Raw genomic sequence first — 26,254 nt, forward strand, 5'->3', positions numbered from 1 at the left:
GTCACTCCTTGGTGGCGCCGGCGAGCATTCCGCTGACCAGGAAGCGCTGGGCGAACAGGAACACGACGAGCACCGGTGTGATGGCCACCAGCGTCGCCAGTGCCAATTGCGGGCGTTCGATCGCGAGGGAACCGACGGTCGGGTTGAACGACGGCACATTGCTGAGCAGGCTGCCGACGCCCACCTGGATCGGCATCTGGTCGCTCTCGGGGAGCATCACGTACGGCAGGAAGTAGTTCGTCCAGTTGGCGACGAAGCTGAAGAACCCGACCAGTGCGATGACGGGGGTCGCCAGCGGCAGGGCCACATGGCGGAAGACGCCGAACTCGGAGCAGCCGTCGATCCGTGCCGCGGCCAGGAGGTCCTTGGGCACGGCGGTGGTGAAGTAGATGTACGTCAGGTACACCCCGAACGGGTAGAACGAGTACGGCAGGATGATCGACCACATCGTGCCGATCAGGTGCACCGCGTTGATCTCCAGGAACAGCGGCACCACCAGCGTGGCGTTCGGCATCAGCATCACGACGAGGGTCGCGATCAGCAGCGTGCGCCGGCCGCGGAACTCGGTCATCGCCAGCGCGTATCCGGCCGGAATGGCCAGGCAGAGCGTGATGACCAGCGAGATCGAGGCATAGACGGCGGAGTTGCGCAGCCACACCAGGATGGCGTTGTCCTGGAAGGCCGTGAGCGCGTGCCAGTTGGCCGTGAGCGCGTCCCAGGACCCGAAGGACAGGGGGTTGTCGTGGACCAGCTGCTGGTCGGTCTTGGTCGCCGCGAGCAGCAGCCACAGCACCGGCAGCACGAAGAACACCACGAACACGGTGAGCACCGAGCCCGCCAGCAGCCGGGACGCCATGTGCCGCGGGGGCAGCCTGCGCTGCCGTGGATCCCCGTGTCGGGTTCGGCTCATGACGTTCGGATCCCGTTCCGTACGTGGGACGTTGGCAAGGGCAGTGGGTCGACTCTCAGTCGGCCGTGTCTCAGTCGGCATCGAAGAACCCCGACCGTGCGACGAAGACACCGGCGACCGACATGCTGATGACCAGGAGCTCCACCGAGACCGCGGCGGCCCCGTTGATGTTGTTCATCTGGAAGGCGAAGTCGTACGTCAGCTGGTTGAGCGAGTAGTCCCGGCCGGCCACGCCCGTGCTGGCGAGGGAGAGCAGCTGAGGCTCGACGAAGAGCTGCGCGCCGCCCGCGAAGGCCAGGATCACCATGTACACGATCCACTTGCGGAGCATCGGGATCTGCACCCGCCAGGCGGTCTGCCAGCCGTTCGCGCCGTCGATGCGGGCGGCCTCCATGACGTCCTTGGGGATGTTGTTGAGCGCGCCGTACATGACGACGATCCAGCCGCCCGCGCCGGTCCAGAACGCGATGATCGTGAACAGCAGCGCCAGGTTCCCGGGGGCGATGACCTCACCGAAGGTGTGGAAGCCGAGCGTCTCCAGCAGGGAGCTGACCGGGCTGACCGTCGGGTCGAGCATGAACAGCCACACCAGGACGCTCGCGGCGCCGGCGAGGGCTCCGGGGATGTAGTAGAGGAAGCGCAGTGCCTGGCTGACCGGCCCGGAGGACAGCCGGTGCAGGAGCAGCGCCAGGACCACCACGAACACCACGAGCGACAGGAGCCAGAAGACCAGGTACAGCGCCACGTGGCCCAGGGAGTCGATGAAGCGGAAGTCCTGTGCCGTGGTGACGAAGTTGGTGAACCCGGTGAACGCGCCTCCGGCGTTGGTGAACGCGAAGTAGATGGCGTAACAGGTCGGAAGGACGCCGAAGGCGATCAGCAGCAGTACGTAGCCGGCGACGAATGCCACGCCGGCCCGGCTCTCCCGGGAGGTGCCGCGAGGGCGCCCCCGGACAGAGCCGGCCGAGGAGTGCGCGACGGTCACTGGGAGACCTTGTATCCGTTGGACTTGGCGTACTTGACGATCGAGTCCTGCCAGGCGGGCAGCAGCGATTCGATGGTCTTTCCCTGCGTCATGCCGGGCTTGACGGTGGCGGCCCAGATCGCCTCCTGGCTGAACTGGCCCGAGCCCCAGCCGGACCACACCTGTGAGGAGGCGTCCTTGAGGGCGGTGAGATCACCGGCGAAGTACCCGGAGGCGGCCTGCGCCTTCAGCCAGTTCTCGGCGGCGGGCGCGTACGCAGGGAAGCCGGGGGCCTTCTCACCCTGGTAGGCGTCGTCGGTGGTGACCCACTTCAGGAAGTCGGTGGCCGCCTTGATGTGAGCGGAGTGCTTGGACAGCAGCCAGGTACCGCCGCCGACGTTGCCGGTGGACGGCGAGGTCTCGCCCTTCCACTGCGGGATGGGTGCCACCGCGATCTGCTTGGCCGGGGTCTTGAGGCCGTCCTTGAACACCGCGCCGCCGAACCAGGCCGGACCGGGCATGAGCAGGACCTTGTCGGCCTCGTTCTTGGCGAAGTCGGTGCTGAAGACGCCGCTGATCGACATCGACTTGTTCTTGATCAGCACGTCCAGCAGCTTGGCCATCTTGGTGCAGGCCTCGCTGGTGGTGTTGACCGACACGGACTTGGGGCCGGTGATGTCGTTGGCGCCGCACTTGCTCGCCCACAGGTAGATCTCGGGGGTGAAGGAGTCGCCGGCGTCGCCCACGAGGTAGCCGGGGTGCTCCTTGGCGACCTTCTCGCCGAGCTTCTGGTACTCCTCCCAGGTCGTCGGGACCGTGTAGCCGAACTTCTTCATCAGCGGCGCGTTGTACCAGAGCACCGCCTGGGAGAGGTCGTTGCGCAGGCAGTACAGGGTCCCGTCGACCGTGCAGACGTCATTGGCGCCCTTCGCGAACCCGCCGAGGGTCGCGTCCGGGATCAGCCCCTTGTTCAGCGGCGCCGCGAAGCCGGCGTCGACTGCCCAACTCGCCTCGTTGTTCTGGGAGCTGAAGACGACGTCCGGCCAGCCCTTGCCCGTGCGGTTGAACAGCTGCACCTTCGTCTGGAGGTAGTTGGAGCCGTTGGCGTTGCCGTCGTAGCTGACGATGTTCATCTTCACGCCCGGGTGCAGCTGCTGGTACTGCTTCGCGGCGTCCATGCGGGTCGCGTCCACCCAGACGGTCAACGCTCCGTCCTTCTGCGGCGCCTGGGCAAAACCGTCCTTGGTGGTCGTACTGGCGGTACCGCCGCCGCTGCCACAGGCGGCCACGGTGAACAGCACGGTGGCGGCGCAGCCGGCCAGCAACGCGGCACGTCTCCTGCTGGTCCCTGTCTCCTGGGCGGCCGAAGGCTTGTAGACGGACATGAGCGACTCCACTGGGTGTGCGTGAGGGCTTCTGACGGCTCTGGCGTTACCGCTGCGGATGAAATTAGCCGCCATATCGAAGGGTGAGTCAAGAGGGTGTGTAGGTCTTTCTCTGAGGCGTGGCGTGCATGTCAAGGCGACAGTTGTAGGTCATAAATCTATGGAAACTGTCATTTACCCTCCGAACCTGCCTATGGATTCGTGATCAAGGTCTGCCTAATGAGTACGACTCATTAGGGCCTGGGGTACGATGGGCACGGCTTCAGGGCCGATCGGTCACCGTCGTCGCAGTCACCCGGAGGCAGGACACATGAAGGACACGCCCGCCGTGACGGCAGTGGTGAACGGCGCGGACGAGCGGCGCGACTACCGGCCCGGTTACGAGGTCGTGGCGGAGCGGATCCTCGAGTTCATCGCGGAGTCGCGCCTGGTCGCCGGCGACCGGATGCCCACGGAGAACGACCTGGCCCAGCAGCTGGACACCAGCCGCGCAGTCGTCAGGGAGGCCGTGAAGATCCTCTCGGCGCTCGGCCGGGTCCGTGCGCACAAGGGGCGCGGGCTGTTCGTCGCGGACGACGACGGCATGCTGATCACCAGCCGCTGGGGGGGCTTCTTCCGGCCCGTGGACCTCGATCACGTGCTCATGCTGTTCGAGTTCCGCAGGGTTCAGGAGATGGCCGCCAGCAGACTGGCGGCCACCCGTGCCACGCCCGCCGAACTGCGCACCATCGAGGTCGCCATGCAGCAGTGCCGGCACGGGTACCTCCACGGTGAGGTCGACGTCTTCAACCAGGCGGACGACGACTTCCACGCGGCACTGGCCGCGGCCTCGCACAACACCTTCCTCGGCAGCGCAGTCCGTGACGCCCGCCGGCTGCAGCGCCAGTCCAGCGCGATCGGCATACACAACACCTTCGGAGAGGGCACCGCGGCCGCGGTGGAGGAGCACGAGGCGATCTACCGCGCCATTCGCGACGGCCGGCCCGACGAAGCCGCCGAGGCCACGGCCGTACACCTCGACCGGACGCTGGAGGATTACCGGCGGGAGATCCAGCGTCGCCTGTTCGGCTGACCTCCCACCAGGACATGTCGAGGTGCCCGCACCGCGGTACGGGCCCCTCGAACGCCGGTCACAGAGCGACGGGTTGACCCCGTCCCAAGACGTCCAGCGCGCTCTCCAGTACCTCACGGGCACTGCCGACGGTTTCGATCTGGTCGGTCAGTTCGCCACGGCCGATCACCACGTGGCGCCGGCGATCGGCGTCATCTACACCGGCGCCCACGTATCCCTCGCGGACCAGGCCGAGTGCGTCTCCCATGCGATGTCACCTCGCGGCAACCAACTGTCCCGCCTCGGAGGCGATATTCCGCAGCCACATGTGCGCGGGTTCACGCTCGTGCAGGGGATGCCACCACAGGGACTCCACCAGTGGCCCCGCCTCGAAGGGCAGGTCGATGATGACCGTGCCGGCGCCATCGGGAAACAGGCGGGCGGCGCGTTCCGGGACCACGCCCACCCGGTCGGTCCCGGCGACCAGGTGGGGCACGGTCAGGAAACTCTCGCTGGTCAGTTCCAGCAGCGGCTCCATTCCTCGGGCGCGCAGCCAGTTCAGCGGCGGAAGGGCGTACCCCGGCGCGTTGTACGGCATCACCCAGGGACGCGCGGCGAGTTCCGCGGGGGTCGTCGGTCGCGACGAGTTCGAGGAGAGGACGCAGACCCAGCGGTCCTCGTACAGGTCGATGGCAGGGACGGTGGCCAGCAGGCCCTGCGGGAGCAGTATGCCGTCGACGTTGCGCAGGTCTTCCTGGGCCCGTCGGACGATCTGCGAGGTGAGGTGCTGGAAGTGCACCCGCACTCCCGGCGCGACCTCGCGCATCAGGCCGGTCAGCGTTCGGCCGAAGAGGGCCAGGTGGGCGTCGGTACCCACCAGGGTGAACTGGTGCTCGGCGTGGGCGGGATCAAAGCCGGGGCCGGTCTGGAAGACCCGGTCGGCCAGCGCGAGCGCCTGCGCCGTGCGTTCGGACAGGCGCACGGCCAGTGGTGTCAGTTCATAGGAGTTCCCGACCCGGGTGAGCAGGTCGTCGCCGTAGTGGCGGCGCAGCCGGGCGAGCGCGGTACTCAGCGTGGGCTGGCTCAGGCCGAGCCTGAGAGCCGCCCGGGTCACGCTGCGCTCCTGCAGCAGGGCGTTGAGCGACACCAGCAGGTTCAGGTCCAGACTCATGGCGTGCGGCCTCCGCGGCGTTATCGGTTTCACCGATGACCGCCATCGGCGATTGCATATTCCCCGATACCGCGGCTCGCGGCTAGAACTGTGCGTGAGCCGCTGAAAACCCTCTGGACCGCCCCCCTCGTGATGTCACCCGCCGGTGCGGTTGGTCCGCGTTTTCCGCGTCCTGAGGACGATCAGGCCGACCGGGCAGCGGACCCGCGCGGCCCACCCATCTGCCGAGGAGCTGTCCATGCCGTCGTTCCACGTCATCGTCGCCGGAGGCGGCATCGGTGGCCTGTGCCTGGCCCAGGGCCTGCGCAAGGCCGGTGTCAGCTGCGCCGTGTACGAGAGCGCTCCGGACATCGTGCAAACCGGGTACCGCCTGCACATGAACAGTGACGGCGGCCGGGCCCTGCAGCGGTGCCTGCCCGAGCCGCTGTACGAGCTGTACGCCCAGACCTCGCGCGTCGCCCCTCGCCGCCCGCTCATGGTCCACTTCGACCACCTGGGCAACGAAGTGGGCACCCGCCCCCACATCGACCCGCCCAACGACCCCGTGCGCCCCCACACGGCGGTGAACCGGCGAACGTTGCGCCAGATCATGGCGGTCGGCCTGGAGGACGTGCTCCACTTCGGCCACACGGCAACCGGGTTCGAGGCCGACGAAGACGGCGTACGGCTGTTGTTCGAGGACGGCTCGTCCGCCACCGGAGACGTGCTCGTCGCCGCCGACGGCATCAACTCCGTCGTACGCGGACAACTGCTTCCCGAGGTACCGGTCGTGGACTCCGGCCTGCGGGGCCTGTACGCCATCGCCCCGCTCACCGACGCGCTGGCGGCGGCGCTGCCCGAAGGAGTCTTCGACGGGTTCTCCATGGCCTCCGCCCCGAACGGGGTGGTGCTCGTGGCCGGCGTCTACCAGCCGCGCAGGCCGATCGCCGAGGCCGTGGCCGAGCTGGCGCCCGGCGCGGCTGTGGACCCCGTGGGACCGTATGTGATGGCCGGTCTGTTCGCTCCGCCGCACGGAGATCTCTTCCTCGGCGACGAGGAACTGCGTCAGGCCACGAGTGAGGCCCGCCACGCGCTGATGTGCGATGTCGTGAAGGACTGGCATCCCGGCCTGTCCGCCCTGGTGGAGCGCGCCGACCGGTCGACCGTCTTCCCCGTGGCGGTGCGGCACCTGGAGCCGGCCGATCCCTGGCCCACCAGCCGGGTCACCCTGCTCGGCGACGCCATCCACGGCATGCCGCCCACCTACGGCACCGGCGCCAACACCACCCTGCGCGATGCCGCCGCCCTGACCGAGACCCTGAGCCGGGTCGCCCGCGGGGAGACGCCGTTGCTGGAGGCGATCGCCGCGTACGAGGCGGAGATGCGGGCGGAGGTCTTCCCGATCCTGCGTGCCGCGTCCGACCCGCGGGCGCAGGAACCCGAGTTCGTTCCGGACGACCTTCCGGTGGCGAAGCTCTGAGCCACTGTCCCCGACGGCCGTCGCCGGCCTGCCGGTGACGGCCGCCACCGAACAGCCCCCCCACGTCCCCCGCTCGTGACATCACAAGGAGGTGTGTCATCATGACCGACGCCATCGACCGTGACCGGCCGCAGACCGAGCTGTCGCCGACCTCACCGGACCAGGCGACCGCACCGGACCAGGCGACCGCACCGGACCAGGCGGTCCACATGCCGGCCGGACGCTCAGCAGGACGTGCCCAGTTGGCGCTGCTGGTGACGGGGATCTGCATGCCGGTGCTCGGCTCCGCCCTGATCGCGCCCGTGCTGCCGCAGATGCAACGGCATTTCCATGACACACCGGGCAGCGATGTCATGGTCCCCATGGTGGTCGCCCTGCCGGGACTGTTCCTCGCCCTGTTCGCCCCGCTCCTCGGTTTCGTCGCCGACCGAACCAACCGCAAAACACTCCTGCTGATCGCCATGGCCCTCTATGCCGTGGTCGGCAGCGCCCCGCTCCTCCTGGACTCGCTGATGGCGATAAACATCAGCAGGGTCCTGCTGGGGGCCTGCGAGGGAGTGATCCTGATCTGTTGCACGTCTTTGATCGGCGACTACTGGACGGGGGCGCGGCGGGCGAGGTACCTGTCCATATCGACGCTGGCCACCTCGCTCGCCGCGACGGTCTTCCTGGCCATCGGCGGGCTTCTCGGGGTGTCGGGCTGGCGGACCCCGTTCTGGATGTACGTGCTGCCGCTGCTGTTGCTGGTGCCGATGGCCAGACTGCTGTGGCAGCCGCCCCGCACCGGTGCCCCGGGTGTCAAGACGCGTCTGGAGCCGCTGCCGCGCCGTCTGGTCCTGGTTCCGTGCCTCATCTCGCTGGTCGGCGGAGTGTACTTCTTTGTCCTGGTCGTGGAACTGCCGTTCGTCCTGGATGGGATCGGCATCCGCTCCAGCGCCACCGTCGGTACCGTCTCCGCTGTCATGGCGCTGGCCACGGCCGCCGGTTCGGCACTCTTCCCCCGGCTGGCCGGCAGACCGGCGCGGGTACTCGTTCCCCTTGAGTTCGCTGGTGTGGCCATCGGCCTGGCCACCGTTTTCGCGACCGGGGCGCTGCCCGTGGTCGTGGTCGGCGCGGTGATCACCGGATTCAGCACCGGGGTCCTGCTGCCGACTCTGCTGGTGTGGGCCGTCCATCGGCTGAGCCACTCCCAGCGGGGCCGGGGCACGGGCTGGTGGAGCGGCGCGCTGACCCTCGGGCAGTTCTTCAGCCCTCTGGTCGTCGCGGGGCTGAGTGCCGCGGCCGGAGGCCTCCGGCCGGCTCTGGCCGTCCTGGCGGTCCTGGCAGCCCTGCTCGCGGCGACGGTGCTGCTGGGCCTGCGCCGCCAGAACGACCCGCTGGCACCGTCCCCCGGCGAGCCGGCCACCGCTGCGGTCGGCCACTGAACCCTTCGTGACGAACCCGCGGCCTCCGTCGCGGCACCACGCCGACCGGAGGCCCACCTCCTCGCCGTATACCGCCAAAGGCCCCCAAGGAGCAAAGGACCCAAGCACATGAAGTTCGCCAACATCGGCGGGCGGGCGCACCTGATCGCCGCCGGACTCTGCTTCGACCTCGAACAGGCCAGTGCCGGCCGCTTCTCACCGGATCCGCAGGCCCTCTACGCCCGCTGGGACGAGCTGACCGACTGGACCGCCGGACGCGACCTCGGCGACGGGCGGCCTTTCCGGACCGAGGAGTTGCTGACCCCGGTGCCCATGCCCCGGCAAGTCTTCGCCATCGGCCTCAACTACCGGGCGCACGCGGACGAGGCAGAAGTGGAACCGCCGAAGGAACCGATGGTCTTCACCAAATACGCCTCCAGTCTCACAGGCCCGACCGGCTCCGTCGCCCTGACCAGCACGTCGGTGGACTGGGAGATCGAACTGGTCGTGGTGATCGGACGCACCGCCCGGTCGGTTCCCGCGGAGCGGGCCTGGGAGTACGTGGCCGGCCTGACGGTCGGCCAGGACCTGTCCGACCGGGAACGCCAATTCACCGACTCGCCCCCGCAGTTCAGCCTGGCCAAGTCCGCGCCCGGATTCAGCCCGGTGGGGCCGTACGTGGTCGGCACGGGCGACGTCCCCCACCCCGACGATCTCGCCCTCGAGTGCTCCGTCAACGGCGAGGTGATGCAGCGGGACCGCACCTCCTCAATGCTCTTCGGCGTCGGAGAGCTCATCGCCCGCCTGTCCCGAGTGCTGCCGTTGCTGCCCGGGGACCTCCTGTTCACCGGAACACCCGCGGGCGTGGGCCTCGGCCGCACCCCGCGGCGCTTTCTGCGGCCCGGTGACCGGCTGGTCAGCCGCATCGAGGGTGTGGGCGAAATGGCCCACACCATGACGGACACCGACGCGGCGGACGGTGTCAGCCAGGAGGCGCCGGTCATGGCAGACGCCGTCCACGCTCGGGGAGGCCGGTCGTGATCACTCCGGCACTGCTCGCGGCACTGCGTGAGGCGGTCCAGCCCGACCCGCTCGGCCAGCCCCTCCCGGCCGCGCGGACGCTGTACCCGGGAACTCGCTCCTACTGTGACATCGAGTTCGAGGCCCCGGAGGGCTACCGGCCGCTGCTGCTGGACGTGCACCGTCCGGCTCCCCCGGGCCCCGCCGGGCTCCTCGTCTATCTGCACGGAGGCGGGTGGACGCGGGGTTCGCGGCGCAGACACTCGCTGCCGGTGGCCGAGATCACCGCGTCCGGGTTCGCGCTCGCGTGCCTCGACTACCGGCTGAGCGGCGAGGCCCTCTTCCCTGCCCAGCTGGCCGATGTCCAGGCCGGACTGCGCTGGCTCGCCGCCCGTGGCGAGGACCCCGAACTCGACCTCGACGTCTCCGGTGCCGTGCTCTGGGGCGAGTCGGCGGGCGCTCACCTCGCGGCCTTGGCCGGCCTGGGCGCGCCCGCCGGACAGGACGCCCCCGCCCAGGCGACGGGCCTGACGATCGCGGGAGTCGTCGACTGGTTCGGCCCGGCCGACCTGTCGGCGATGGGTGACCCGGCCGACCCGCACACACGTGAGGCCCTGCTGGTGGGCGGCCCGCTAGGAGAACGCGCCGCCGAGGCCCGCGCGGCCAGCCCGGTCACCCACGCTCACCCGGACGCCCCGCCGTTCCTCATCATGCACGGCACCGAGGACTCACTCGTGCCCCTCGAACAGAGCCGGACGCTGGCCGAGGCACTGACCCGGGCCGGGGCCGAAGCCGAACTGATCGCGGTGCCCGGCGCCGAGCACGGGTGGTTCGGCATGGACGACACCGGGCCGCTCGTCGCCTCTGCTCTCGAATTCGCCGGACGGCGCCTGTACGCAGGCACACCTTCAGGAGGAAACCGATGACCACCGTGTTCACCAACGCGAGGATCTTCGACGGCAGCGGAAGCGACGCCTTCGAAGGGGAAGTGCGCGTCGAGGGCGACCGGATCACCCAACTGGCCGCCGACTGGGGGCAGGTCAGCCGGGAGGGTGCCGACGTCGTCGACGCCGCCGGGAAGACCCTGCTGCCGGGCCTCATCGAGGCGCACGCGCACATTTCCTGGCCGTCTGCGGTGGACCGGCCGATCCCCACGATGGAACTGCCCGTGGAGGAGCATCTGCTGATCACCGCCCGCAACGCCAGAATCCTGCTGGACGCCGGGTTCACCAGCGCCTACTCTGCCGGTTCCCTCGGACCGCGGTTCGAGATCGCGCTGCGTGAGGAGATCAACGGCGGGTGGCTGCCGGGACCCAGGCTCCGCGCCTCGTGCATCGAGCGGGCGCCGGAGGGCGACACCGCGGTGCCGGACGTGCACGACGCGGACGACCACCGCCGCGGCCCCGAGGCCGTACGCGACTTCGTCCGCAAGTGGGCCGCCAACGGCGTGGACACGATCAAGTTCCTGCTGTCCAGCGACGACGCGTTCGTTCCCGGAGGCTCCCAGCAGCTCCTCTACACCGACGACGAGGTCAAGGCGGCCGGGGAGCAGGCCAGGGAGTCGGGCGTCTGGCTCGCCTGCCACGCACACGCCGCCGGTTCGATCAAGCAGGCCGTGAACAGCGGCTTCCGCATCATCTACCACTGCACGCACGCCGACGAGGAAGCCCTCGACCTGCTCGAAGAGGCGAAGGACCGCATCTTCGTGGCACCGGCGGTCGGCGTCATCTACACCGGCGCCCACGAGGCCCAGCAGTTCGGCGTCACCCAGGAGGCCGCCGCCGAGAAGGGACTGCTGGAGACACTCGAACGCTGGAGCAAGGTCATTCCCGAGATGCGGCGTCGGGGCATCCGCGTGCTGCCCGGCGGGGACTACGGCTTCCTGTGGAACCCCAACGGCGCCAACGCACGCGACCTGCAGTACTTCGTCGAACTGTACGGCTTCACCCCGGCCGAGGCGCTCACCGCGGCCACCATGTACGGCGGCCAACTGATGGGCATGGGTGACGAACTCGGCCTGATCCGCGAGGGCTACCTCGCCGACCTGCTGCTGGTCGACGGCGACCCGCTCCAGGACATCTCCCTCCTGCGCGACCGCGACCGGATCACCCACATCATGCAGGGCGGCCGCTTCCACAAGCGCCCGCAACGCGAGGAGTACGAGCGTCTGTTCGCACCCGCAGGGCAGGCATCCTCCACCTGACGCCGACGCACGGCTGCGCCGATGCCTCCTTCTCGGGAGGAGACACGGGCCGACAGGCAGAAGTGAAGACCGACGGTGGGCCGTTCGCAGACGGCCCACCGGACACTCGCAAACGCGCCCGGCGGGTGTCCGCGGCGGCGGTCGGCCTGCACACCAACTCACGCTCCCACTACGCCTCCGAGGTTGGTTCACCGAGCGCCTCGCCACCCGCTTCCTCGACCCCCTTGTGCTACGACCCGGGGTTAGCTAGTGGGTGGGCTTCGCGCCACTTGTGGAACCATGACTCGCTCACGCCCGGGGCACGGCACGAGACCTTGTGCGGGATGCCGTGCTCGGTCCTGTCGTCGCTGATCATCCCGGCCACGGTGGCCGGGTCCGTCGCAGCTGTCTCATCCACTGGACCATGCGGCGTTTGAGGGCATCGCGCTCTGTCCTTTGGCGTGGTCCTCTCGGCCTTGCGTGCCGCCCCCTCACGAAACTCCGCCGTGAACCTGCGACGCTTCTCCGCCGTGACAACCAACGTCCCCTGCTGTCATGGACTCCGCGCCACGAGGGGAACCTCACTACCGGGCAGAGCCCCTCCGGACACTGCTGGGCGTAGCGCCGTACGCCTGCTTGAAGACACGGCTGAAGTGCGCCACGTCGTTGAAGCCCCACCGGAACGCCACGTCCGTGACCGTGGCCGTGCTGCCGGGCCGGGTGAGGTGCCGGTAGGCGGCCCGCAGCCGCCGTGCGCGGATCCATCGGCTGACCGTGGTGCCGGTGTCCGCGAACGCCAGGTGCAGCGTGCGTACGGAGATGTCGTGGGCCTCGGCGACGGAGGAGGCGCACAGGTCGGGGTCGTCGAGATTGTCCTCGATGTACCGGCGCAGACGCACCAGGAGGGCTTCGCGGACGGCTGGGCGGGTGCCTGCCGGGGCCAGGGCGGTGTCCAGGGTGTCGAAGAGGCTCTGACACGCGATCGCGAGCCCGGCGTCGCTGAGGTGGTCGAGTTCGCGGGTGATGGCGCGCAGTTGGTCGGCGGCTATCGAGGCCAGTCCGGATCCCGCGGCGACGGACACCGCTCCGCGACCGCTCGTCGCCGCCTCTGCCAGCGCGCGGGGTGCTTGCTCCCGGGGGAGCAGCAGCGACAGCTCGCGGCGAGGTTCGACTGCCTCGAAGCCCTCGGCCGTTTCGCTGTCCCACAGCAGCAGCTGGTCAGGACCGAGGATCAGCGTGTCGTCCCCCTGGCGGCAGACCAGCCGACCACTGAGATTGATCATGATGCCGATCCGCGGGCCGCCGCGCCGGGCGTCCGTCTCGGTACTTCGGTACCCGGAGTACCCCCCGCCGCGGAACTCCGAGACGATCAGAGCGTCGAGCTGCCGGTAGCGGACGGTGGCGTCGAGGTGGTCCCGCCGGGAGAAGGACAGGTTCCACGGCAGATGGACTTCGGCCATCTTCTCGCTCCACGCGTCCCGGACCGATGTCGACGGCAGCCCCCGCGTCGACCATGTGACCGTGGCGTTCACGCGCACCACCTCCAGGCAGCCTAGTTAACGCAAGTGGCCGGTTCCGCGCAATGAACGGTGTCAGGTCCACCCGTCGGCGAGCGTCGTGGCTCGCCCCTTGCACGAATGAACAACGCCGGTTGCGCTGCCGTGCAAGCACCACGGCCCCGCGTGACGCACTGTTCTCCTCACCGTCACAGCAGCCGGAGTCGCCTCCTTGGGGCAGGTCTCCCGGCACACCACGGAAGGGAGCAGCCGTGACCGACCTGCGTCCGGTCGTCATCTACGGAGCCAGCGGTTCCACTGGCCGACTGGTGGCCGAGTATCTGCGCGAGTACGACATTCCCTTCGTCGCCGCGGGCCGGAACAAGGCGCGGCTGCAGGAGGTGATGGACCGAGTACCGGGCATCGAGACCGCCGACTACGAGATCGCCGAGACGGACGGCTCGGTCGAGTCCCTGACTCGCCTCTTCGAGGGCCGCTCGGTGGTCTGCAACACGGTGGGGCCGTTCCTTCGCTATGCGCCCCCCGTCGTGGAGGCGGCCATCGCGGCCGGGTGCCACTACATCGACACCGCCGGCGAGCAGACACACATGCTGCGTTTCCTCGACGAGTGGGGGCCCCGGTTCGCCGCCGTCGGCCGGGCCGCGTCCAGCGCCATGTCCGTCCAGTACGCGGTCCACGACATCGCCGCCCGTATCTGTCTCGAGACACCTGGAGTCGACACGCTCGAGCTGGGGTCGTACGCCAACGCCATCCCCACCGTGGGCTCCACCCAGTCGATCTTCGACGTGATCCGGGCCGACGCCTTCTACCTGGAGGACGGCCTGCTGAAGAAGTACGACGGCGTCGTGGTTCAGGACGTGGTCGTACCGGGCTCGGGCATGGTGCTCACCGGCACCAACTGGGGCGGCACCGCCCTCCCGGTGTTCTTCCGGGACGACCGCCGGGTGCGGGACTGCCGGATGTTCGTGGCCATGCGCAACCAGACCATCTGGCGACGGGTGGTCGACCTGGAACGGCTCTTCAAGGTCTCCCTCCAGTGGCTGCCGGAGGAAGCCCTCTATCCCGTCCTCGACAAGATGGCGTCCGGCATGACGGCGGACAGCCCGCCGCGCGAGAACCGCCAGCACCAGCGGTCCATCGACTGGTGCACCGCCCGCGGCAACACCGCCACCGCCCGGGTCGTCATCCACGGCACCACCGGTTACCAGATGACAGGACTGATCCAGGCGTACGCGGCCATGCGCCTGCTCGGCAACACCTACCACGGCACTGGTTTCCGCTCGCCCGCCGAGCTCCTCGGCCACCGTGAGCTGATGGGCGCCCTGGAGTCCTACGGCTTCGCCCGCATCACCGAGGAGTCCCGGGCATGAGCGCGGCCGAGCCGGTGTGGATCGTCGGCACGGGCATGACCTCGTTCGGCGTGCGCCGCGACACATCGGTCAAGGAACTCACCCGTGAGGCCGTCACCGAGGCGCTCAAGGACGCGGGTGCCGAACTCGGCGACGTACAGGCGGCGTACTTCGGCAACACCTGCCAGGACGTCCTGGAGGGCCAGAACGTCGTGGGCGGCCAGATGGCGCTGCGCTCCATGGGTTTCGAGCGGATCCCCGTGATCAACGTCGAGAACGCCTGCGCCACCGCTACCACCGCTTTGCACCAGGCCGTGCTGCATGTCCGCTCGGGCGCGGCGGACACCGTGCTGGCCGTCGGCGTCGAGAAGACCAACACCGGCGACAAGCAGCGCATGCTCTCCCTCTTCGACGGCGGCATGGATGTCCACGACCCCGAGGGCGTCGACGCGGTCCTGCGTGAACTGGGTGGCGAGGTGCCGGACAACACGGTCCCGCGCAGCCGGTTCATGGACATCTACGCGGCACTCGCCCGCGCCCACATGCGGGACTTCGGGACCACCCGGGAGCAACTGGCCCGGATCTCGGCCAAGAACCACGCTCACGCGGTCGACAACCCGCTCGCCCACTACCGCACCGCCATGACGGCCGACGACATCCTGGCCGCCCGCACGGTCAACGACCCGCTCACCGTGCCCATGTGCGCCCCGCTCACCGACGGCGCGGCGGCGGCGGTCGTGGTCAGCACAGCCGGACTGCGCCGCCTCACCGGGGCGCGGGCGGTGCGTGTGCTCGCCTGCGTGCTCGGCACCGGCACCCTGCGCGAGCCGACCGACTGGGCGACCTCCGTCAGCCGCCTCACAGCCCAGAGAGCGTACGAGGAGGCCGGGGTCGGCCCCGACGACGTCTCGGTGGCCGAGGTCCACGACGCCGCCGCCTTCGGTGAGCTCCTCCAGACCGAACTGATGGGCTTCTGCCCGATCGGCGCGGGCGGCGAGTTCGCCGACTCCGGCGCCACCACCCTCGGCGGACGACTGCCGGTCAACCCCTCCGGTGGCCTGGAGTCCAAGGGCCACCCCATGGGCGCCTCCGGTCTCGCCCAGGTCCATGAGCTCGTCCGGCAGCTGCGGGGCGAGTGCGGCACCCGCCAGGTGCCCGGCGCCCGGATCGCGCTCGCCGAGAACGGCGGCGGCATGTACGCCGGCGAGGAAGCCGTCGCAGCCGTCACCCTGCTCGGTGCCTGAACAACCCTCTTGGAGCTTTGATGAGTTACCAGAACCTCTCCCTCCGCCGCGACGGCCGGATCCTGTACGTCGACTTCGACAACGGCCCGCTGAACCTGATGACGATCCAGATGGTCGGTGAACTCTTCGACCTCGCCGGGAAGCTGGTCTTCGACCGGGACACGGGCGTCGTCGTCCTCGGCAGCGCCAACCCCGATTTCTTCCTCGCCCACTTCGACCTCGACGACATGTTCCGGTCGATGAACGACCCGGACGTGCCGCAGAGCAAGTACCCGGACATCAACGTCGTCCAGGCGCTGACCACCATGTGGGAAGCCCTGCCGCAGGTGACGATCGGTGTTCTCGACGGCATCGTGCGCGGTGGCGGCCTGGAGTTCCTGCTCGCCACGCACATGAGCTTCGCCACCCCGCGGAGCAGGCTCTGTCTCCCGGAGTCCAGCGGCGGATTCCTGCCCGCCGGCGGCGGCACCACTCGCCTCGCGCTCCGGATCGGCCCCGCCCGTACCCGTGAAGTCATCTTCAGCGCACGGGATTTCACCGGCGAGGAGGCAGCCGCGTACGGCATCGTCAACCGTTGCCTGCCCGCCGACGACATCCGCGCCTACGTCGACGAGCTCGCCCAGCGGTCCGCCGCCCGGTCCGCTGAGTCCGTGGCGGCGGTCAACCAGGTCCTGGCCCGAGTCCTCGACGGCGCCGCGGACGCGCAGTTCGCGGGCTTCGCCGTCGAGAGCGAGGCCATGCGGACCCTGCTTGCGGTGCCTGCGGTCATGGAACGCCTGAAGAGGCTCGCACAGCTCCAGGACATCGAACACGAGCGGGATCTGCCGGCGACGATCGCCGGTGTGTCCTGATGAGCCTGCGGGGCAATGAGTCGGTCGTGCGTCCCGGCCTGCCGCATACCGAACTCAGCGGCTTCGAGCCGGAGTTGACCGGAGAGGAGCGGACGCTGCAGCAGGCCGTCCACGCCTTCGCGGTGGACGTCCTGCGGCCGGCCGGACGCACCTTGGACGGCATGACGGCCCAGGAGGTCGTCGGCCAGGGCTCCCCGTTCTGGGACGTGCACGCCATCGCCGCCAAGTCCGGCCTGGGCCCCGAGGCGGAGGACGACAGTCTGCCGCCGGACAGACGGGCCCGCATGACGGCGATCGCCGTCGAAGAACTCGGCTGGGGCGACGCGGGCCTGGCTGTCTCCCTCGGCGTTGGCGGCTTTCCCTCGCTCTTCGCCCGCCGCACCGGCAACGCCGAACTCATCGACCTCTGCGAGGGCCGGCTCGGCTGTTGGATCGGAAGCCAGCCCGACCGGGGCTCCGACGGACTGAGCCTCTACCCGAACGAGCGGCACCCGCACGCCACGCACGGCAACAAGGGCAACCTCACCGCCAGGGTGAGGGGCGGGGAAGTCGTCATCGACGGTCAGAGCTCGGCCTGGGTCTCCAACGGTCCTGTCGCCGAGGTCGGCCTCGCGTCCGTCTGCGCCGACTACGGCGAGGGCTTCTACGACGAGGAAGGCCACCCGCACGGGATCGAGGTGATCGTTCCGCTGGACCTGCCCGGAGTCAGTCGGGGCAAGCCGCTGGAGAAGCTCGGCAAGCGCGCCCTGCCCCAGGGGGAGATCTTCTTCGACTCGGTCAAGATACCGCTGCGCTATGCCCTGTCGGCCCGGGACGGCTACTGGCGCGGCCACGCCGCGACCTGGTCCTCGGCCGGTGCGGCGATGGGCCAGGTGATGGCCGGGCTCGCCCGCGCCGCCTTCGAAATGGCACTCGGCTACGTCCACGAGCGCCGTCAGGGCGGTGCGCTGCTGGCCGAGCACCAACTCGTCCAGTACCGGCTGGGCCGCCTGGGCAGCCAGGTGGAGACCATTCGCGCGGTGTCCCGCCGAGCCACCGAGTACACCGCGCTCACCCCTGCACGCCACCCCTACTACACCGCCCAGTCCAAGGCCATGTGCACCGACCTGGCGTTCCAGGTCGCCGACGAGGCACTGCAGCTCATGGGGGCCAACGGGCTGACCCGCGAGTACCCCGCCGAGAAGCTGTTCCGCGACGCCCGTGCCGCGCGCATCGAGGACGGCGAGAACCACCTGCTGACCATGAAGTTCGGGCACCTGGCGAGCCTGCTGCACCAGGACGGCCGGTTCCGTGGCTGACCCGCACAGGACGGAAGGACATCGCTGTGGCCATCACTGACTTCTTCGACCGCGGATGGCGTGCGCAGCCTGAGGGCACCGCCTTCGTCATGGACGAGCGGACCTTCACCTACCGGGAAATCGGAGAGCTTTCCCACCGCGTCGCCAACGCTCTCTTCGCCTCGGGCCTCCAGCCCGAGGCGAAGGGCGCCGTGCTGACGACCAACGATCCCGTCGGCTGGGCCTGCGTACTCGGGATATGGCGGGCCGGACTCGCATGGGTGCCGGTCAACCCGGCCGGCCCCCGTGCCGAGATCGGCCGGCTCCTCGCCGGTTTCGACTGCGAGGTGCTCTTCTGCCACGAGGTCCTACTCCCTCTCGTCGAGCCTCTACGCGCCGACCTGAAGGGGCTGCGCATCGTGGTCTCCCTGGGGGAGGACCCTCGCCTGGCGTCCCGGGCGGGTGCCGTCACCCTCCACGACTTCCTCAAGGACGCGTCCACCGACCTTCCGGACCACGTTCCGGGGCCCGACGCGGTGGCGGGCATCATGCCGACCGGCGGCACGACGGGCGCCCCGAAAGGGGTCATGAACACGCACCGCGGCCTGAGCGTGAGCGCGGTCCACCAGATGCTGGCCGCTCCCTACTCGGCCGACGAACCGATCGTGAACCTGCTCGCCGCCCCCATGACCCACACCGCCGGCACCCTCACGCTGCCCTGCACCGCACGCGGCGGCACGGTTGTCGTCACGACACGTCCCGACCCCCTCCGGCTCCTCGACCTGATCGAGAAGCACAGGGTCACCGAACTCTTCCTCCCGCCCACCGTCATCTACCGCCTGCTGGAGACCCCTGGCATCGAGCAACGCGACTTCTCCTCGCTCAAGTACCTCATGTACGGCTCCGCACCCATGTCGACCGAGAAACTGCGTCGGGCGATCGAGGTGTTCGGACCGGTGATGTTCCAGGGATACGGCCAGACGGAGGCGCCCTCGGGAATCGCGTTCCTGCGCCCCGAGGAGCACTTGACGACCGGCGACGACAGTGACTTCCGACTGTCGGCCGCCGGCCGCCCGGCCCCCCTCGTACAGGTCGAGGTGCTCGACGGCGAGGGCCGGAAGCTGCCGTCGGGCGAGAGCGGCGAGATCTGTGTACGCGGCGATCTCGTCATGAAGGGCTACTACAAGGACCCCGCCAGGACAGCCGAGACCATCGTCGACGGATGGCTGCACACCGGTGACATCGGATTCCTCGACGACGAGGGCTTCCTGCACATCACCGACCGCAAGAAGGACATGATCATCTCGGGTGGCTTCAACGTCTACCCGAGCGAGGTCGAACAGGTCGTCTGGAAACACCCGGCCGTGCAGGACTGCGCCGTCATCGGCATCCCGCACCAGGACTGGGGCGAGGCCGTCACCGCCGTCGTGGAACTGAACGACGGCGAGGAACTCACCGAGACGGAACTCATCGCCTACTGCCGTCCACGACTCGGCGGTATCAAGACACCGAAACGGGTCGTGTTCGTGCCCGAACTCCCGCGCAGCGCCAACGGCAAGGTCCTCAAGAAGGACGTCCGCGAACCCTTCTGGCGCGGCCACGAGCGGCAGATCTGAGGATCGGAGCACCCCATGCACCGCAGCCTTTTCGACAAGGACCACGACACTTTCCGTGCCGCCGTCCGCCAGTTCACCGAACGCGTTCTCGCGCCCCGCCACGAGGAGATGCTCAGGCAGAAGTCCATTCCCCGGGACATCTGGCAGGAGGCGGGCGCACTGGGCATCCTCGGCCTGTCCGTCCCGGAAGAGTACGGTGGAGCGGGCGCGGGCGACTTCCGCTTCAACGCCGTCGCGGACGAGGAACTCGCCGGTTTCAGTTTCGGCGTCGGGGCCAGTCTCGCCCTGCACACCGACACCTGCCCGCCCTACCTCGTGGAACTCGGCACCGAGGAGCAGAAACAGCGCTGGCTGCCCGGCATCGCCTCGGGGGACCTGATCAGCGCCATCGCCATGACCGAGCCCTCCGGCGGCTCCGACCTCGCCGCGCTGAAGACCACCGCGGTCCGGGACGGCGGAGACTGGCTGATCAACGGCTCCAAGACCTTCATCACCAACGGCCACCAGGCGGACCTCGTCATCGTGGCCGCCCGCACCGGCCCTGGCGAGCGCGCCAAGGGCATCAGCCTGTTCGTCGTCGAGGCCGGCACGCCGGGCTTCGAACGCGGCCGCAAGCTGGACAAGGTCGGACAGGAGGAGGCCGACACCGCCGAACTGTTCTTCACCGACGTCCGCGTCCCGGACACCCACCGCCTCGGGGAGGTCGGTCAGGGATTCGTCTCGATGATGCGGCTCCTGCCGCAGGAACGGCTGTCGACCGCCGTCACCAACGTCGGCCATGTCACGCGGCTCCTGGGTGAAACGATCGAGTACGCCAAGGAGCGCCGCGCGTTCGGAGAGGCCATCGGCTCCTTCCAGCACAACAAGTTCCGGATAGCGGAACTGGTCACGCGTGTGGAGGTGACCCAGGCGTACGTCGACCAGTGCGTCCTCGCGCACACACGGGGCGAACTCACCCACGTGGACGCGGCCAAGGCCAAGTGGTGGGCCGCCGAGACGCAGAACGCCGTACTGGACGAGTGCGTCCAACTGCACGGCGGCTACGGCTACATGAACGAGTACCGCATCGCACGCGCATGGCGGGACGCCCGCGTGACGAAGATCTGGGCCGGGTCCAACGAGATCATGAAAGAGGTCATCGGTCGCGACCTGGGCTTGTAATTTCCGTGCTCAACTTCCCGGATGGAGAACCAGCCATGGCTCTGCCCACCGTCAACCGTCAATGGCTGCTGGCCCGCCGCCCTGTCGGCGCCGTCACCACCGAGGACTTCCGCCACGCCGAGTCGGACCCGCCGACACCCGGAGAGGGTGACGTACTGGTCCGCACCCTGTATTTCGGCTACGACGCCAGCCAGCGCATCTGGCTCACCGACGACGGCGGCTACATGCCGCCGATCCAGGTGGGTGAGCCGATGCGGACCATGGGCATCGGCCAGGTCATCACCTCACGCGACCCGGCGTATCAGCCCGGCGACCTGGTCGAGGGCTTCATGAGCTGGCAGGACTACGTTCTCGTACGAGCCGACGGCCCTATGCCCCTGCGGGTCCTGCCCGCGGGCGACCACCCGGTGTCCTGGAACCTCGGCGTGTTCGGGGTCGGCGGACTGACCGCGTACTTCGGCGTCACCGACGGTCTGCGGGTGAAAGCGGGCGACACCGTCGTGGTCTCGGCAGCGACCGGTGCCACCGGGTCGCTGGCCGGCGGCATCGCCAAGGCGCTCGGCGCCAAGAAGGTGATCGGCATCGCCGGCGGCCCCGAGAAGTGCCGCTGGGTGGTCGAGAAGGCGGGCTACGACGCGGCCATCGACTACAAGAACGACAAGCTCGACGAACGGCTTCAGGAACTGTGCCCGGACGGCGTCGACGCTTACTTCGACAACGTCGGCGGCGACATGCTCGACACTCTGCTGCTGAGCATGGCACCGCAGGGGCGGGTGCTGATCTGCGGGGCCATGTCGTCCGGCTACACCGATGTCAGACTCCAGGGCCCCACCAACTACATGCGAATCGCCACCCACCAGCTGACCGTACGGGGCATCCTGCTGTTCCACTACGCCGATCGCCTTGCCGAGGGGGCCGCGCAACTCGGCCAGTGGGTGAAGGAGGGCCGTCTGTACGTCGCGGAAAACGTCGTCGAGGGCTTCGAGAACGCGCCTGCCCTGCTGCCGACGATGTTCAGCGGCAAACAGCCCGGCAAACTGCTGCTCAAGGTGGGCGACCCGGAATGAGCTGGTCCCATGCTCCGCACCCGGCAGGTTCAGATGATCTGACGATGTGCCCGCTGCCCGACCGGCCGCAGCTCGTTGATGAGGGTGTAGCCGACTCCCGTGCTGGAGAGGCGCGTGGGCGCTCTGCCTGCCCCCTGCCGAGTGCCCACGCGGGCTGGACGACGAGGGCTTGTAGGACGTCCACGGCATGACCGGGCGGCCTGAACGCGACCCGGTGCATCGGCTGCGCTGGATCTTGGTCCACTCCACCGGTAACCGGCCGATCTGGGACTGTTCGAACGCTCGCGTGGACGGGTTTCGTCCGGTGCATGGAGTCCAATGACAACTGTCAACAGATGACACGCGGTCCGTTACGATGAGTCTCCCTGGAGCCCCGAAGGAGGCCTCGTCCGTGACTGGTCCGGCGCTTTCCAGTCTTGCCCGTTCGACGACTCTGCGTGAGCAGGCGCTCGTGGCGTTGCGATCGGCGATCACCAGTGGTCAGTACCGTCCAGGTGATCATCTGGGTGAGGTGGAGATCGCGGAGCGACTGTCCGTCAGTCGCGGAACTGTGCGCGAGGCGTTGCGGCACCTCCAGCAGGAGGGGCTGGTCACCGCCGGAGCCCGGGGAATGCTGAGGGTGTCTCAGTTGTCGCCGGTCGAGGTCCGTGAACTCTTCCAGGTCCGAGAGGTCCTGGAGGGTCTCGCGATCCGGCAGATCATCGAGTCCTCGCGTGGACCGGAGGCCGTCAGGGCGCTCCGGGAGGCCGTGGCGCGGTTGCGGGAGGCCGTCGCGTCGGGCGCCGATCTGAGTGCCAAGGTGGACGCTGACCTGGCTTTCCACCTCCTGCTGTGCGAGCTGTCGGGCAACTCGGTCCTGCTCAGTACCTGGCGCCAGCTCGAAGGGCCCATCCGGGTGGTCATCATGAACGCCTCGACGGACCGTCGCGAGGTGGCCATGGCGGCGTCGGCTCACCTGCCGGTCGTGGAGGCGATCGAGCGGGGTGACGCGGCGGCGGCGCAGGCCGTGCTGCACGTTCACATGGCCGCTGCCGTCGAACAGCTCGGCGTGGCGGATGGTGCTTCAGCCGAAGACTGACACGTCCCTCCTTCTCACAGGCCCACCGGGAGACCCGGTGGGCCATCTTTTTTTCGGCGCCAGGGGTTGACATGAGTTCGCGCACTCCCCAGCATCATCTCTCGACTGTTAACAGTCAACAGACAGCAGGGAGTGGTGGGGATGAACCGCTCCGTAAGCGATCAAGGAGGATCGACATGTCTGCTTCCCCACCTCAGGGGCAGTCGGCGGCTCAGGGCTCGCCCGAGCGGCTGAGAGTCGCCGTCGGCTGTGGCGTCGGCGCGACCATCGAGACGTACGACTTCATCGGCTTCGGGACAGCCGCCGCGCTCTACTTCGGCGACGTGTTCTTCCCCGACTCCGACCCTCTGTCCGCCACACTGCTGTCCTTCGCCACGCTCGGCATCGGTTTCGCCGCGCGTCCCTTGGGCGGGATCATCGCCGGCCACCTGGGCGACCGCATCGGACGGAAGCCGGTTCTGGTCGGTTCACTGCTGCTGATGGGTGTGGCCACCGTCCTGATCGGCTGTCTGCCCACGTACCAGATGGTCGGCGTGTGGGCTCCCGTACTCCTCGTGGCCGTGCGTGTCGTCCAGGGACTCGCCTTCGGCGCCGAGTGGGGCGGCGCCATTCTGATGACCTTCGAGCACGCCCCCTGGCAGCGACGCGGTCTCTACACCGGTATCACCCAGGCGGGCTTCCCGGTCGGTCTGCTGCTGGCCAACCTCGCCTTCCTTCTGAGCCGGAACACCCTGGACGACAGCTGGGCCTGGCGCGTGCCCTTCCTGTTCAGTGCCGTCCTCATCGCGGTCGGCATCTTCATCCGCCTCAAGATCGACGAGTCGCCCCAGTTCGAGGAGCTGAAGGAGACCGGCGACGTGGCGAAGAACCCCCTGGGGGAGGTACTCCGCGAGGACTGGCGCGGCGTGCTGCGGGCCTTCTGCCTGCGGATCGCCGAGACCGCCGGATACGCCGTCTCGGTCACGTTCGTCCTGTCGTACCTGAACGACGATCATGCCCCCGACGTGTCCAGCGCCGTCAGCCTCACCGCCCTGGTGACCGCCGCGGCGCTGGGCATCTTCGCCACCGCCGGGTGGGGCGTGCTGTCGGACCGCATCGGACGCCGACCGGTGTACCTGCTCGGCTGCGCCGTGACCCTGCTGTGGGGCGTCCCGCTCTTCCTGCTGGTCAACACCGCGACCGCCGCTCTCGTGATGCTCGCCTTCGTCATCAGCTACGCGGTCTGCCAGAACTCGCTCGCAGGCGTACAAGGGGCCTGGTTCTGCGAACTGTTCGCCACCAGGACCCGCACCGCCGGAACCTCGCTCGCCTACCAGCTCTCGGCGGTCGTCTCCGGGTTCACACCCATGATCGCCACCGCCCTGTACTCCGCCGTCGGGTGGACCGGCCCGGCCCTCCTCTTCAGCTTCTACGGGCTCCTCGGCCTCGTCGCCGCCCTGGTGACCCGGGAGACGTGGGGCCCGACCGAGCGACGGGAGGCCGAACTCGCGGCACAGACCGCGGCAGGCACCGCTGTCCCGGCCGCCCAACTCCACTGACGCACCACCGAGAAGAAGGAACGACGTGACCTCCACCCCCACCACGGCCCTCGCCGTCGACCGGCGGACCGGCCCACCCCCGCCCCGGCCGCAGCGACTGCGCGCCCTGAAGGAGTCCGCCCACCGCATTCGGTTGAACGCCCTGAACATGGCCGAAGTCCAGGGCCAGGGCTACATCGGACAGGCACTCGGCGTGGCCGACATCCTCGCTGTCGTCTACCAGGACGTCCTCAACCACCGCCCCCAAGACCCGCGATGGCCCGAGCGGGACCGGCTGCTTCTCTCGGTCGGTCACTACGCGATCGCCCTGTACGCGGCCCTCGCCGAAGCCGGCGTCCTGGACCTGGCCGAACTCGAGACCTACGGCAGCGACGACTCGCGCCTGCCCATGTCGGGCATGGCCTCCTACACCCCCGGCATGGAGATCTCCGGCGGTTCCCTAGGACACGGCCTGGGCATCGCGACCGGCCTCGCGCTCGGCCTGCGCCACCAGGGCAGCGAGGCCCGGGTGTACAACCTCCTCTCAGACGGTGAACTCGACGAGGGCTCCACCTGGGAGGCCGCCCTGGCCTGCGCCCACCACGGTCTGGACAACGTCACCGCCATCGTCGACGTCAACGCCCTCCAGGCCGACGGACCGACGCAGGGCGTCCTGCGCACCGAGCCGGTCACCGCCAAGTGGGAGGCGTTCGGCTGGCACGCGATCCGGGTCGACGGCAACGACGTCGACGCGCTCGTCACCGCCTTCGACGACCTGCGTGGCCACCGGGGATCGCCCACCGTGCTCGTCTGCGACACCCGCGTCGGCCGCGGTGTGCCGCTGCTGGAGAGCCGCGAGAAGGCGCACTTCATGCGGGTCGAGGAGCACGAGTGGCAGATCGCCCGCGACCAGCTGACCGAGCGCTTTCGCGCCGGGCGGGGCGACGGGTCCGCAGCGAGCGCGAACGGTGGGTCCGCAGCGACCGCAGACAAGGAGCACACCGTATGAACGCCGCCGGCGCCACCGCCCCCAACGCCACCGCCCCCAGCCATAGGCTCACCACCTCGGCGATGATCGCGTCCATCGCGGAGGAGGGCCAGCGCACCACCAAGGCGCCCTTCGGTCACGCTCTGGCCCGGCTCGCCGAGGAACGCCCCGACATCGTCGGCCTCTCCGCCGACCTGGCCAAGTACACGGACATGCACGTCTTCCGTGACGTGCATCCCGAGCGGTTCTTCCAGATGGGCATGGCGGAGCAGGTCATGCTCGGCGCGGCCGCCGGTCTCGCCGAGTCCGGGCTCACCCCGTTCGCCTCCACCTACTCCGTCTTCGCCACCCGCCGTGCCTACGACTTCCTCTGCCTGGACATCGCCGAGCCCGGACTCAACGTCAACGTCATCGGTGCCCTGCCCGGCCTGACCACCGGCTACGGTCCCAGCCACCAGGCCACGGAGGATCTGGCGATCCTGCGCGGGATGCCCGGCCTGACGATCGTGGACCCGGCGGACGCGGTCGACATCGAGCAGGCCGTGCCCGTCCTGGCCTCGCATCCCGGCCCCACCTACACCCGGCTGCTGCGCGGCGCGGTGCCCACGGTGCTGGACGAGTACGACTACACCTTCCAGCTGGGGCGCGCCGCCGAACTGCGCGGCGGGCGCGACGTGTTGTTCATCTCGACCGGTCTGATGACCGTTCGCGCGCTGTCGGCGGCCCGGGAACTCGAACGTGACCACATCGATGTCGCGGTACTGCACGTGCCGACCATCAAGCCCTTCGACCGCGAGACCGTGGTGCGTGAGGCGGGCAAGGGACGCCTGGTCGTCACCCTGGAGAACCACAGCGTCATCGGCGGCCTCGCCGAGTGCGTCGCCTCCAGCCTCGCTTTCGCCCGGACCACCGCACGGATCGTCCCCATAGGGCTTCCCGACGAGTTTCTCGCCGCGGGCGCGCTGCCCACGCTGCACGACCGGTACGGCCTGTCCGTCGAGGCGATCAAGGACCGTGTCCGCCGAGAGCTGTGAACCAACCCGC

At 69.1% G+C, this 26,254-nt stretch carries 23 protein-coding genes; 17 read left to right on the top strand and 6 right to left on the bottom strand.

Features of this window, described 5'->3' with window-relative positions:
- Position 1: 1 nt before the first annotated feature.
- The 3 genes from L3078_RS40140 to L3078_RS40150 form a co-directional block, all read right to left on the bottom strand.
- Positions 2-856, bottom strand: coding sequence for a carbohydrate ABC transporter permease (locus L3078_RS40140; protein ID WP_239760673.1), 855 nt, complete (start codon positions 854-856; stop codon positions 2-4).
- A 124-nt stretch (positions 857-980) separates the two neighbouring features.
- Positions 981-1,895: a carbohydrate ABC transporter permease gene (locus L3078_RS40145; RefSeq protein WP_239759145.1), complete on the bottom strand. Its 915-nt coding sequence runs from the start codon at positions 1,893-1,895 to the stop codon at positions 981-983.
- Positions 1,892-3,259: an ABC transporter substrate-binding protein gene (locus tag L3078_RS40150; RefSeq protein ID WP_239759146.1), complete on the bottom strand. Its 1,368-nt coding sequence runs from the start codon at positions 3,257-3,259 to the stop codon at positions 1,892-1,894. Before L3078_RS40150 ends, L3078_RS40145 begins: the two co-directional genes overlap by 4 nt.
- A gap of 310 nt (positions 3,260-3,569) precedes the next feature.
- Between L3078_RS40150 and L3078_RS40155 the strand changes: the two genes are divergently transcribed.
- A complete protein-coding gene (locus tag L3078_RS40155) occupies positions 3,570-4,331 on the top strand; it encodes a FadR/GntR family transcriptional regulator (RefSeq protein WP_239759147.1) in 762 nt (253 codons plus the stop codon).
- 58 nt (positions 4,332-4,389) lie between these two features.
- Here the strand turns inward: L3078_RS40155 and L3078_RS40160 are convergent, their stop codons facing one another.
- Together L3078_RS40160 and L3078_RS40165 are read right to left on the bottom strand one after the other, a co-directional pair.
- The gene (locus tag L3078_RS40160; protein ID WP_239759148.1) at positions 4,390-4,578 is read right to left on the bottom strand and encodes a hypothetical protein; all 189 of its coding nucleotides are present in this window, start codon (positions 4,576-4,578) and stop codon (positions 4,390-4,392) included.
- Positions 4,579-4,584: 6 nt separating this feature from the next.
- A complete protein-coding gene (locus tag L3078_RS40165) occupies positions 4,585-5,481 on the bottom strand; it encodes a LysR family transcriptional regulator (protein ID WP_239759149.1) in 897 nt (298 codons plus the stop codon).
- Between the two features lie 238 nt (positions 5,482-5,719).
- Here L3078_RS40165 and L3078_RS40170 point away from each other — a divergent pair, with 238 nt between their 5' ends.
- The 5 genes from L3078_RS40170 (at position 5,720) to L3078_RS40190 (ending at position 11,566) form a co-directional block, all read left to right on the top strand.
- Complete coding sequence (locus L3078_RS40170; RefSeq protein WP_239759150.1) at positions 5,720-6,940, top strand: FAD-dependent oxidoreductase; 1,221 nt, start codon at positions 5,720-5,722, stop codon at positions 6,938-6,940.
- A 101-nt stretch (positions 6,941-7,041) separates the two neighbouring features.
- Positions 7,042-8,364 (top strand): MFS transporter, encoded by a 1,323-nt coding sequence (locus L3078_RS40175; RefSeq protein ID WP_239759151.1) that lies wholly within the window; start codon positions 7,042-7,044, stop codon positions 8,362-8,364.
- 108 nt (positions 8,365-8,472) lie between these two features.
- Complete coding sequence (locus L3078_RS40180; RefSeq protein WP_239759152.1) at positions 8,473-9,384, top strand: fumarylacetoacetate hydrolase family protein; 912 nt, start codon at positions 8,473-8,475, stop codon at positions 9,382-9,384.
- A complete protein-coding gene (locus L3078_RS40185; RefSeq protein ID WP_239759153.1) occupies positions 9,381-10,289 on the top strand; it encodes an alpha/beta hydrolase in 909 nt (302 codons plus the stop codon). The genes L3078_RS40180 and L3078_RS40185 overlap by 4 nt, the downstream gene beginning before the upstream one ends.
- A complete protein-coding gene (locus L3078_RS40190) occupies positions 10,286-11,566 on the top strand; it encodes an amidohydrolase family protein (RefSeq protein WP_239759154.1) in 1,281 nt (426 codons plus the stop codon). The genes L3078_RS40185 and L3078_RS40190 overlap by 4 nt, the downstream gene beginning before the upstream one ends.
- Positions 11,567-12,129: 563 nt before the next feature.
- Here the strand turns inward: L3078_RS40190 and L3078_RS40195 are convergent.
- Positions 12,130-13,077, bottom strand: coding sequence for a helix-turn-helix domain-containing protein (locus L3078_RS40195; protein ID WP_239759155.1), 948 nt, complete (start codon positions 13,075-13,077; stop codon positions 12,130-12,132).
- A gap of 236 nt (positions 13,078-13,313) precedes the next feature.
- Between L3078_RS40195 and L3078_RS40200 the strand changes: the two genes are divergently transcribed.
- The 11 genes from L3078_RS40200 to L3078_RS40250 all read left to right on the top strand — a co-directional run bounded on the left by L3078_RS40200 (position 13,314) and on the right by L3078_RS40250 (position 26,244).
- Positions 13,314-14,432, top strand: coding sequence for a saccharopine dehydrogenase family protein (locus L3078_RS40200; protein ID WP_239759156.1), 1,119 nt, complete (start codon positions 13,314-13,316; stop codon positions 14,430-14,432).
- Entirely contained in the window at positions 14,429-15,655 is a 1,227-nt protein-coding gene (locus tag L3078_RS40205) for a thiolase family protein (RefSeq protein ID WP_239759157.1), read from the top strand. The genes L3078_RS40200 and L3078_RS40205 overlap by 4 nt, the downstream gene beginning before the upstream one ends.
- A gap of 20 nt (positions 15,656-15,675) precedes the next feature.
- Entirely contained in the window at positions 15,676-16,506 is an 831-nt protein-coding gene (locus L3078_RS40210; RefSeq protein ID WP_239759158.1) for an enoyl-CoA hydratase/isomerase family protein, read from the top strand.
- Positions 16,507-16,532: 26 nt separating this feature from the next.
- Positions 16,533-17,804 carry an acyl-CoA dehydrogenase family protein gene (locus tag L3078_RS40215; protein ID WP_239759159.1) on the top strand — a complete coding sequence of 424 codons (1,272 nt, stop codon included), beginning with the start codon at positions 16,533-16,535 and terminating at the stop codon, positions 17,802-17,804.
- A gap of 26 nt (positions 17,805-17,830) precedes the next feature.
- Complete coding sequence (locus L3078_RS40220; RefSeq protein WP_239759160.1) at positions 17,831-19,399, top strand: AMP-binding protein; 1,569 nt, start codon at positions 17,831-17,833, stop codon at positions 19,397-19,399.
- Between the two features lie 15 nt (positions 19,400-19,414).
- On the top strand, positions 19,415-20,560 hold the full coding sequence (locus L3078_RS40225) for an acyl-CoA dehydrogenase family protein (protein ID WP_239759161.1): 1,146 nt from the start codon (positions 19,415-19,417) through the stop codon (positions 20,558-20,560).
- Positions 20,561-20,595: 35 nt separating this feature from the next.
- On the top strand, positions 20,596-21,627 hold the full coding sequence (locus L3078_RS40230) for an NADP-dependent oxidoreductase (protein ID WP_239759162.1): 1,032 nt from the start codon (positions 20,596-20,598) through the stop codon (positions 21,625-21,627).
- A 391-nt stretch (positions 21,628-22,018) separates the two neighbouring features.
- Positions 22,019-22,705: a GntR family transcriptional regulator gene (locus L3078_RS40235; RefSeq protein WP_239759163.1), complete on the top strand. Its 687-nt coding sequence runs from the start codon at positions 22,019-22,021 to the stop codon at positions 22,703-22,705.
- A 176-nt stretch (positions 22,706-22,881) separates the two neighbouring features.
- Positions 22,882-24,243 (top strand): MFS transporter, encoded by a 1,362-nt coding sequence (locus L3078_RS40240; protein WP_239759164.1) that lies wholly within the window; start codon positions 22,882-22,884, stop codon positions 24,241-24,243.
- A 25-nt stretch (positions 24,244-24,268) separates the two neighbouring features.
- Complete coding sequence (locus L3078_RS40245) at positions 24,269-25,231, top strand: transketolase (RefSeq protein WP_239759165.1); 963 nt, start codon at positions 24,269-24,271, stop codon at positions 25,229-25,231.
- Positions 25,228-26,244 carry a transketolase family protein gene (locus L3078_RS40250; protein WP_239759166.1) on the top strand — a complete coding sequence of 339 codons (1,017 nt, stop codon included), beginning with the start codon at positions 25,228-25,230 and terminating at the stop codon, positions 26,242-26,244. The genes L3078_RS40245 and L3078_RS40250 overlap by 4 nt, the downstream gene beginning before the upstream one ends.
- Positions 26,245-26,254 lie beyond the last annotated feature (10 nt).

The sequence above is a fragment of the Streptomyces deccanensis genome (genome assembly GCF_022385335.1).
Classification (GTDB): Bacteria; Actinomycetota; Actinomycetes; order Streptomycetales; family Streptomycetaceae; genus Streptomyces; species Streptomyces deccanensis.

What these genes read in the sequence shown, in the direction of transcription:
- L3078_RS40140 (WP_239760673.1), bottom strand. Translation starts at nt 856, where the DNA reads ATGGCGTCCCGGCTGCTGGCGGGCTCGGTGCTCACCGTGTTCGTGGTG.
- L3078_RS40150 (WP_239759146.1), bottom strand. Translation starts at nt 3,259, where the DNA reads ATGTCCGTCTACAAGCCTTCGGCCGCCCAGGAGACAGGGACCAGCAGG.
- L3078_RS40155 (WP_239759147.1), top strand. Translation starts at nt 3,570, where the DNA reads ATGAAGGACACGCCCGCCGTGACGGCAGTGGTGAACGGCGCGGACGAG.
- L3078_RS40160 (WP_239759148.1), bottom strand. Translation starts at nt 4,578, where the DNA reads ATGGGAGACGCACTCGGCCTGGTCCGCGAGGGATACGTGGGCGCCGGT.
- L3078_RS40165 (WP_239759149.1), bottom strand. Translation starts at nt 5,481, where the DNA reads ATGAGTCTGGACCTGAACCTGCTGGTGTCGCTCAACGCCCTGCTGCAG.
- L3078_RS40170 (WP_239759150.1), top strand. Translation starts at nt 5,720, where the DNA reads ATGCCGTCGTTCCACGTCATCGTCGCCGGAGGCGGCATCGGTGGCCTG.
- L3078_RS40175 (WP_239759151.1), top strand. Translation starts at nt 7,042, where the DNA reads ATGACCGACGCCATCGACCGTGACCGGCCGCAGACCGAGCTGTCGCCG.
- L3078_RS40180 (WP_239759152.1), top strand. Translation starts at nt 8,473, where the DNA reads ATGAAGTTCGCCAACATCGGCGGGCGGGCGCACCTGATCGCCGCCGGA.
- L3078_RS40190 (WP_239759154.1), top strand. Translation starts at nt 10,286, where the DNA reads ATGACCACCGTGTTCACCAACGCGAGGATCTTCGACGGCAGCGGAAGC.
- L3078_RS40205 (WP_239759157.1), top strand. Translation starts at nt 14,429, where the DNA reads ATGAGCGCGGCCGAGCCGGTGTGGATCGTCGGCACGGGCATGACCTCG.
- L3078_RS40210 (WP_239759158.1), top strand. Translation starts at nt 15,676, where the DNA reads ATGAGTTACCAGAACCTCTCCCTCCGCCGCGACGGCCGGATCCTGTAC.
- L3078_RS40225 (WP_239759161.1), top strand. Translation starts at nt 19,415, where the DNA reads ATGCACCGCAGCCTTTTCGACAAGGACCACGACACTTTCCGTGCCGCC.
- L3078_RS40230 (WP_239759162.1), top strand. Translation starts at nt 20,596, where the DNA reads ATGGCTCTGCCCACCGTCAACCGTCAATGGCTGCTGGCCCGCCGCCCT.
- L3078_RS40240 (WP_239759164.1), top strand. Translation starts at nt 22,882, where the DNA reads ATGTCTGCTTCCCCACCTCAGGGGCAGTCGGCGGCTCAGGGCTCGCCC.
- L3078_RS40250 (WP_239759166.1), top strand. Translation starts at nt 25,228, where the DNA reads ATGAACGCCGCCGGCGCCACCGCCCCCAACGCCACCGCCCCCAGCCAT.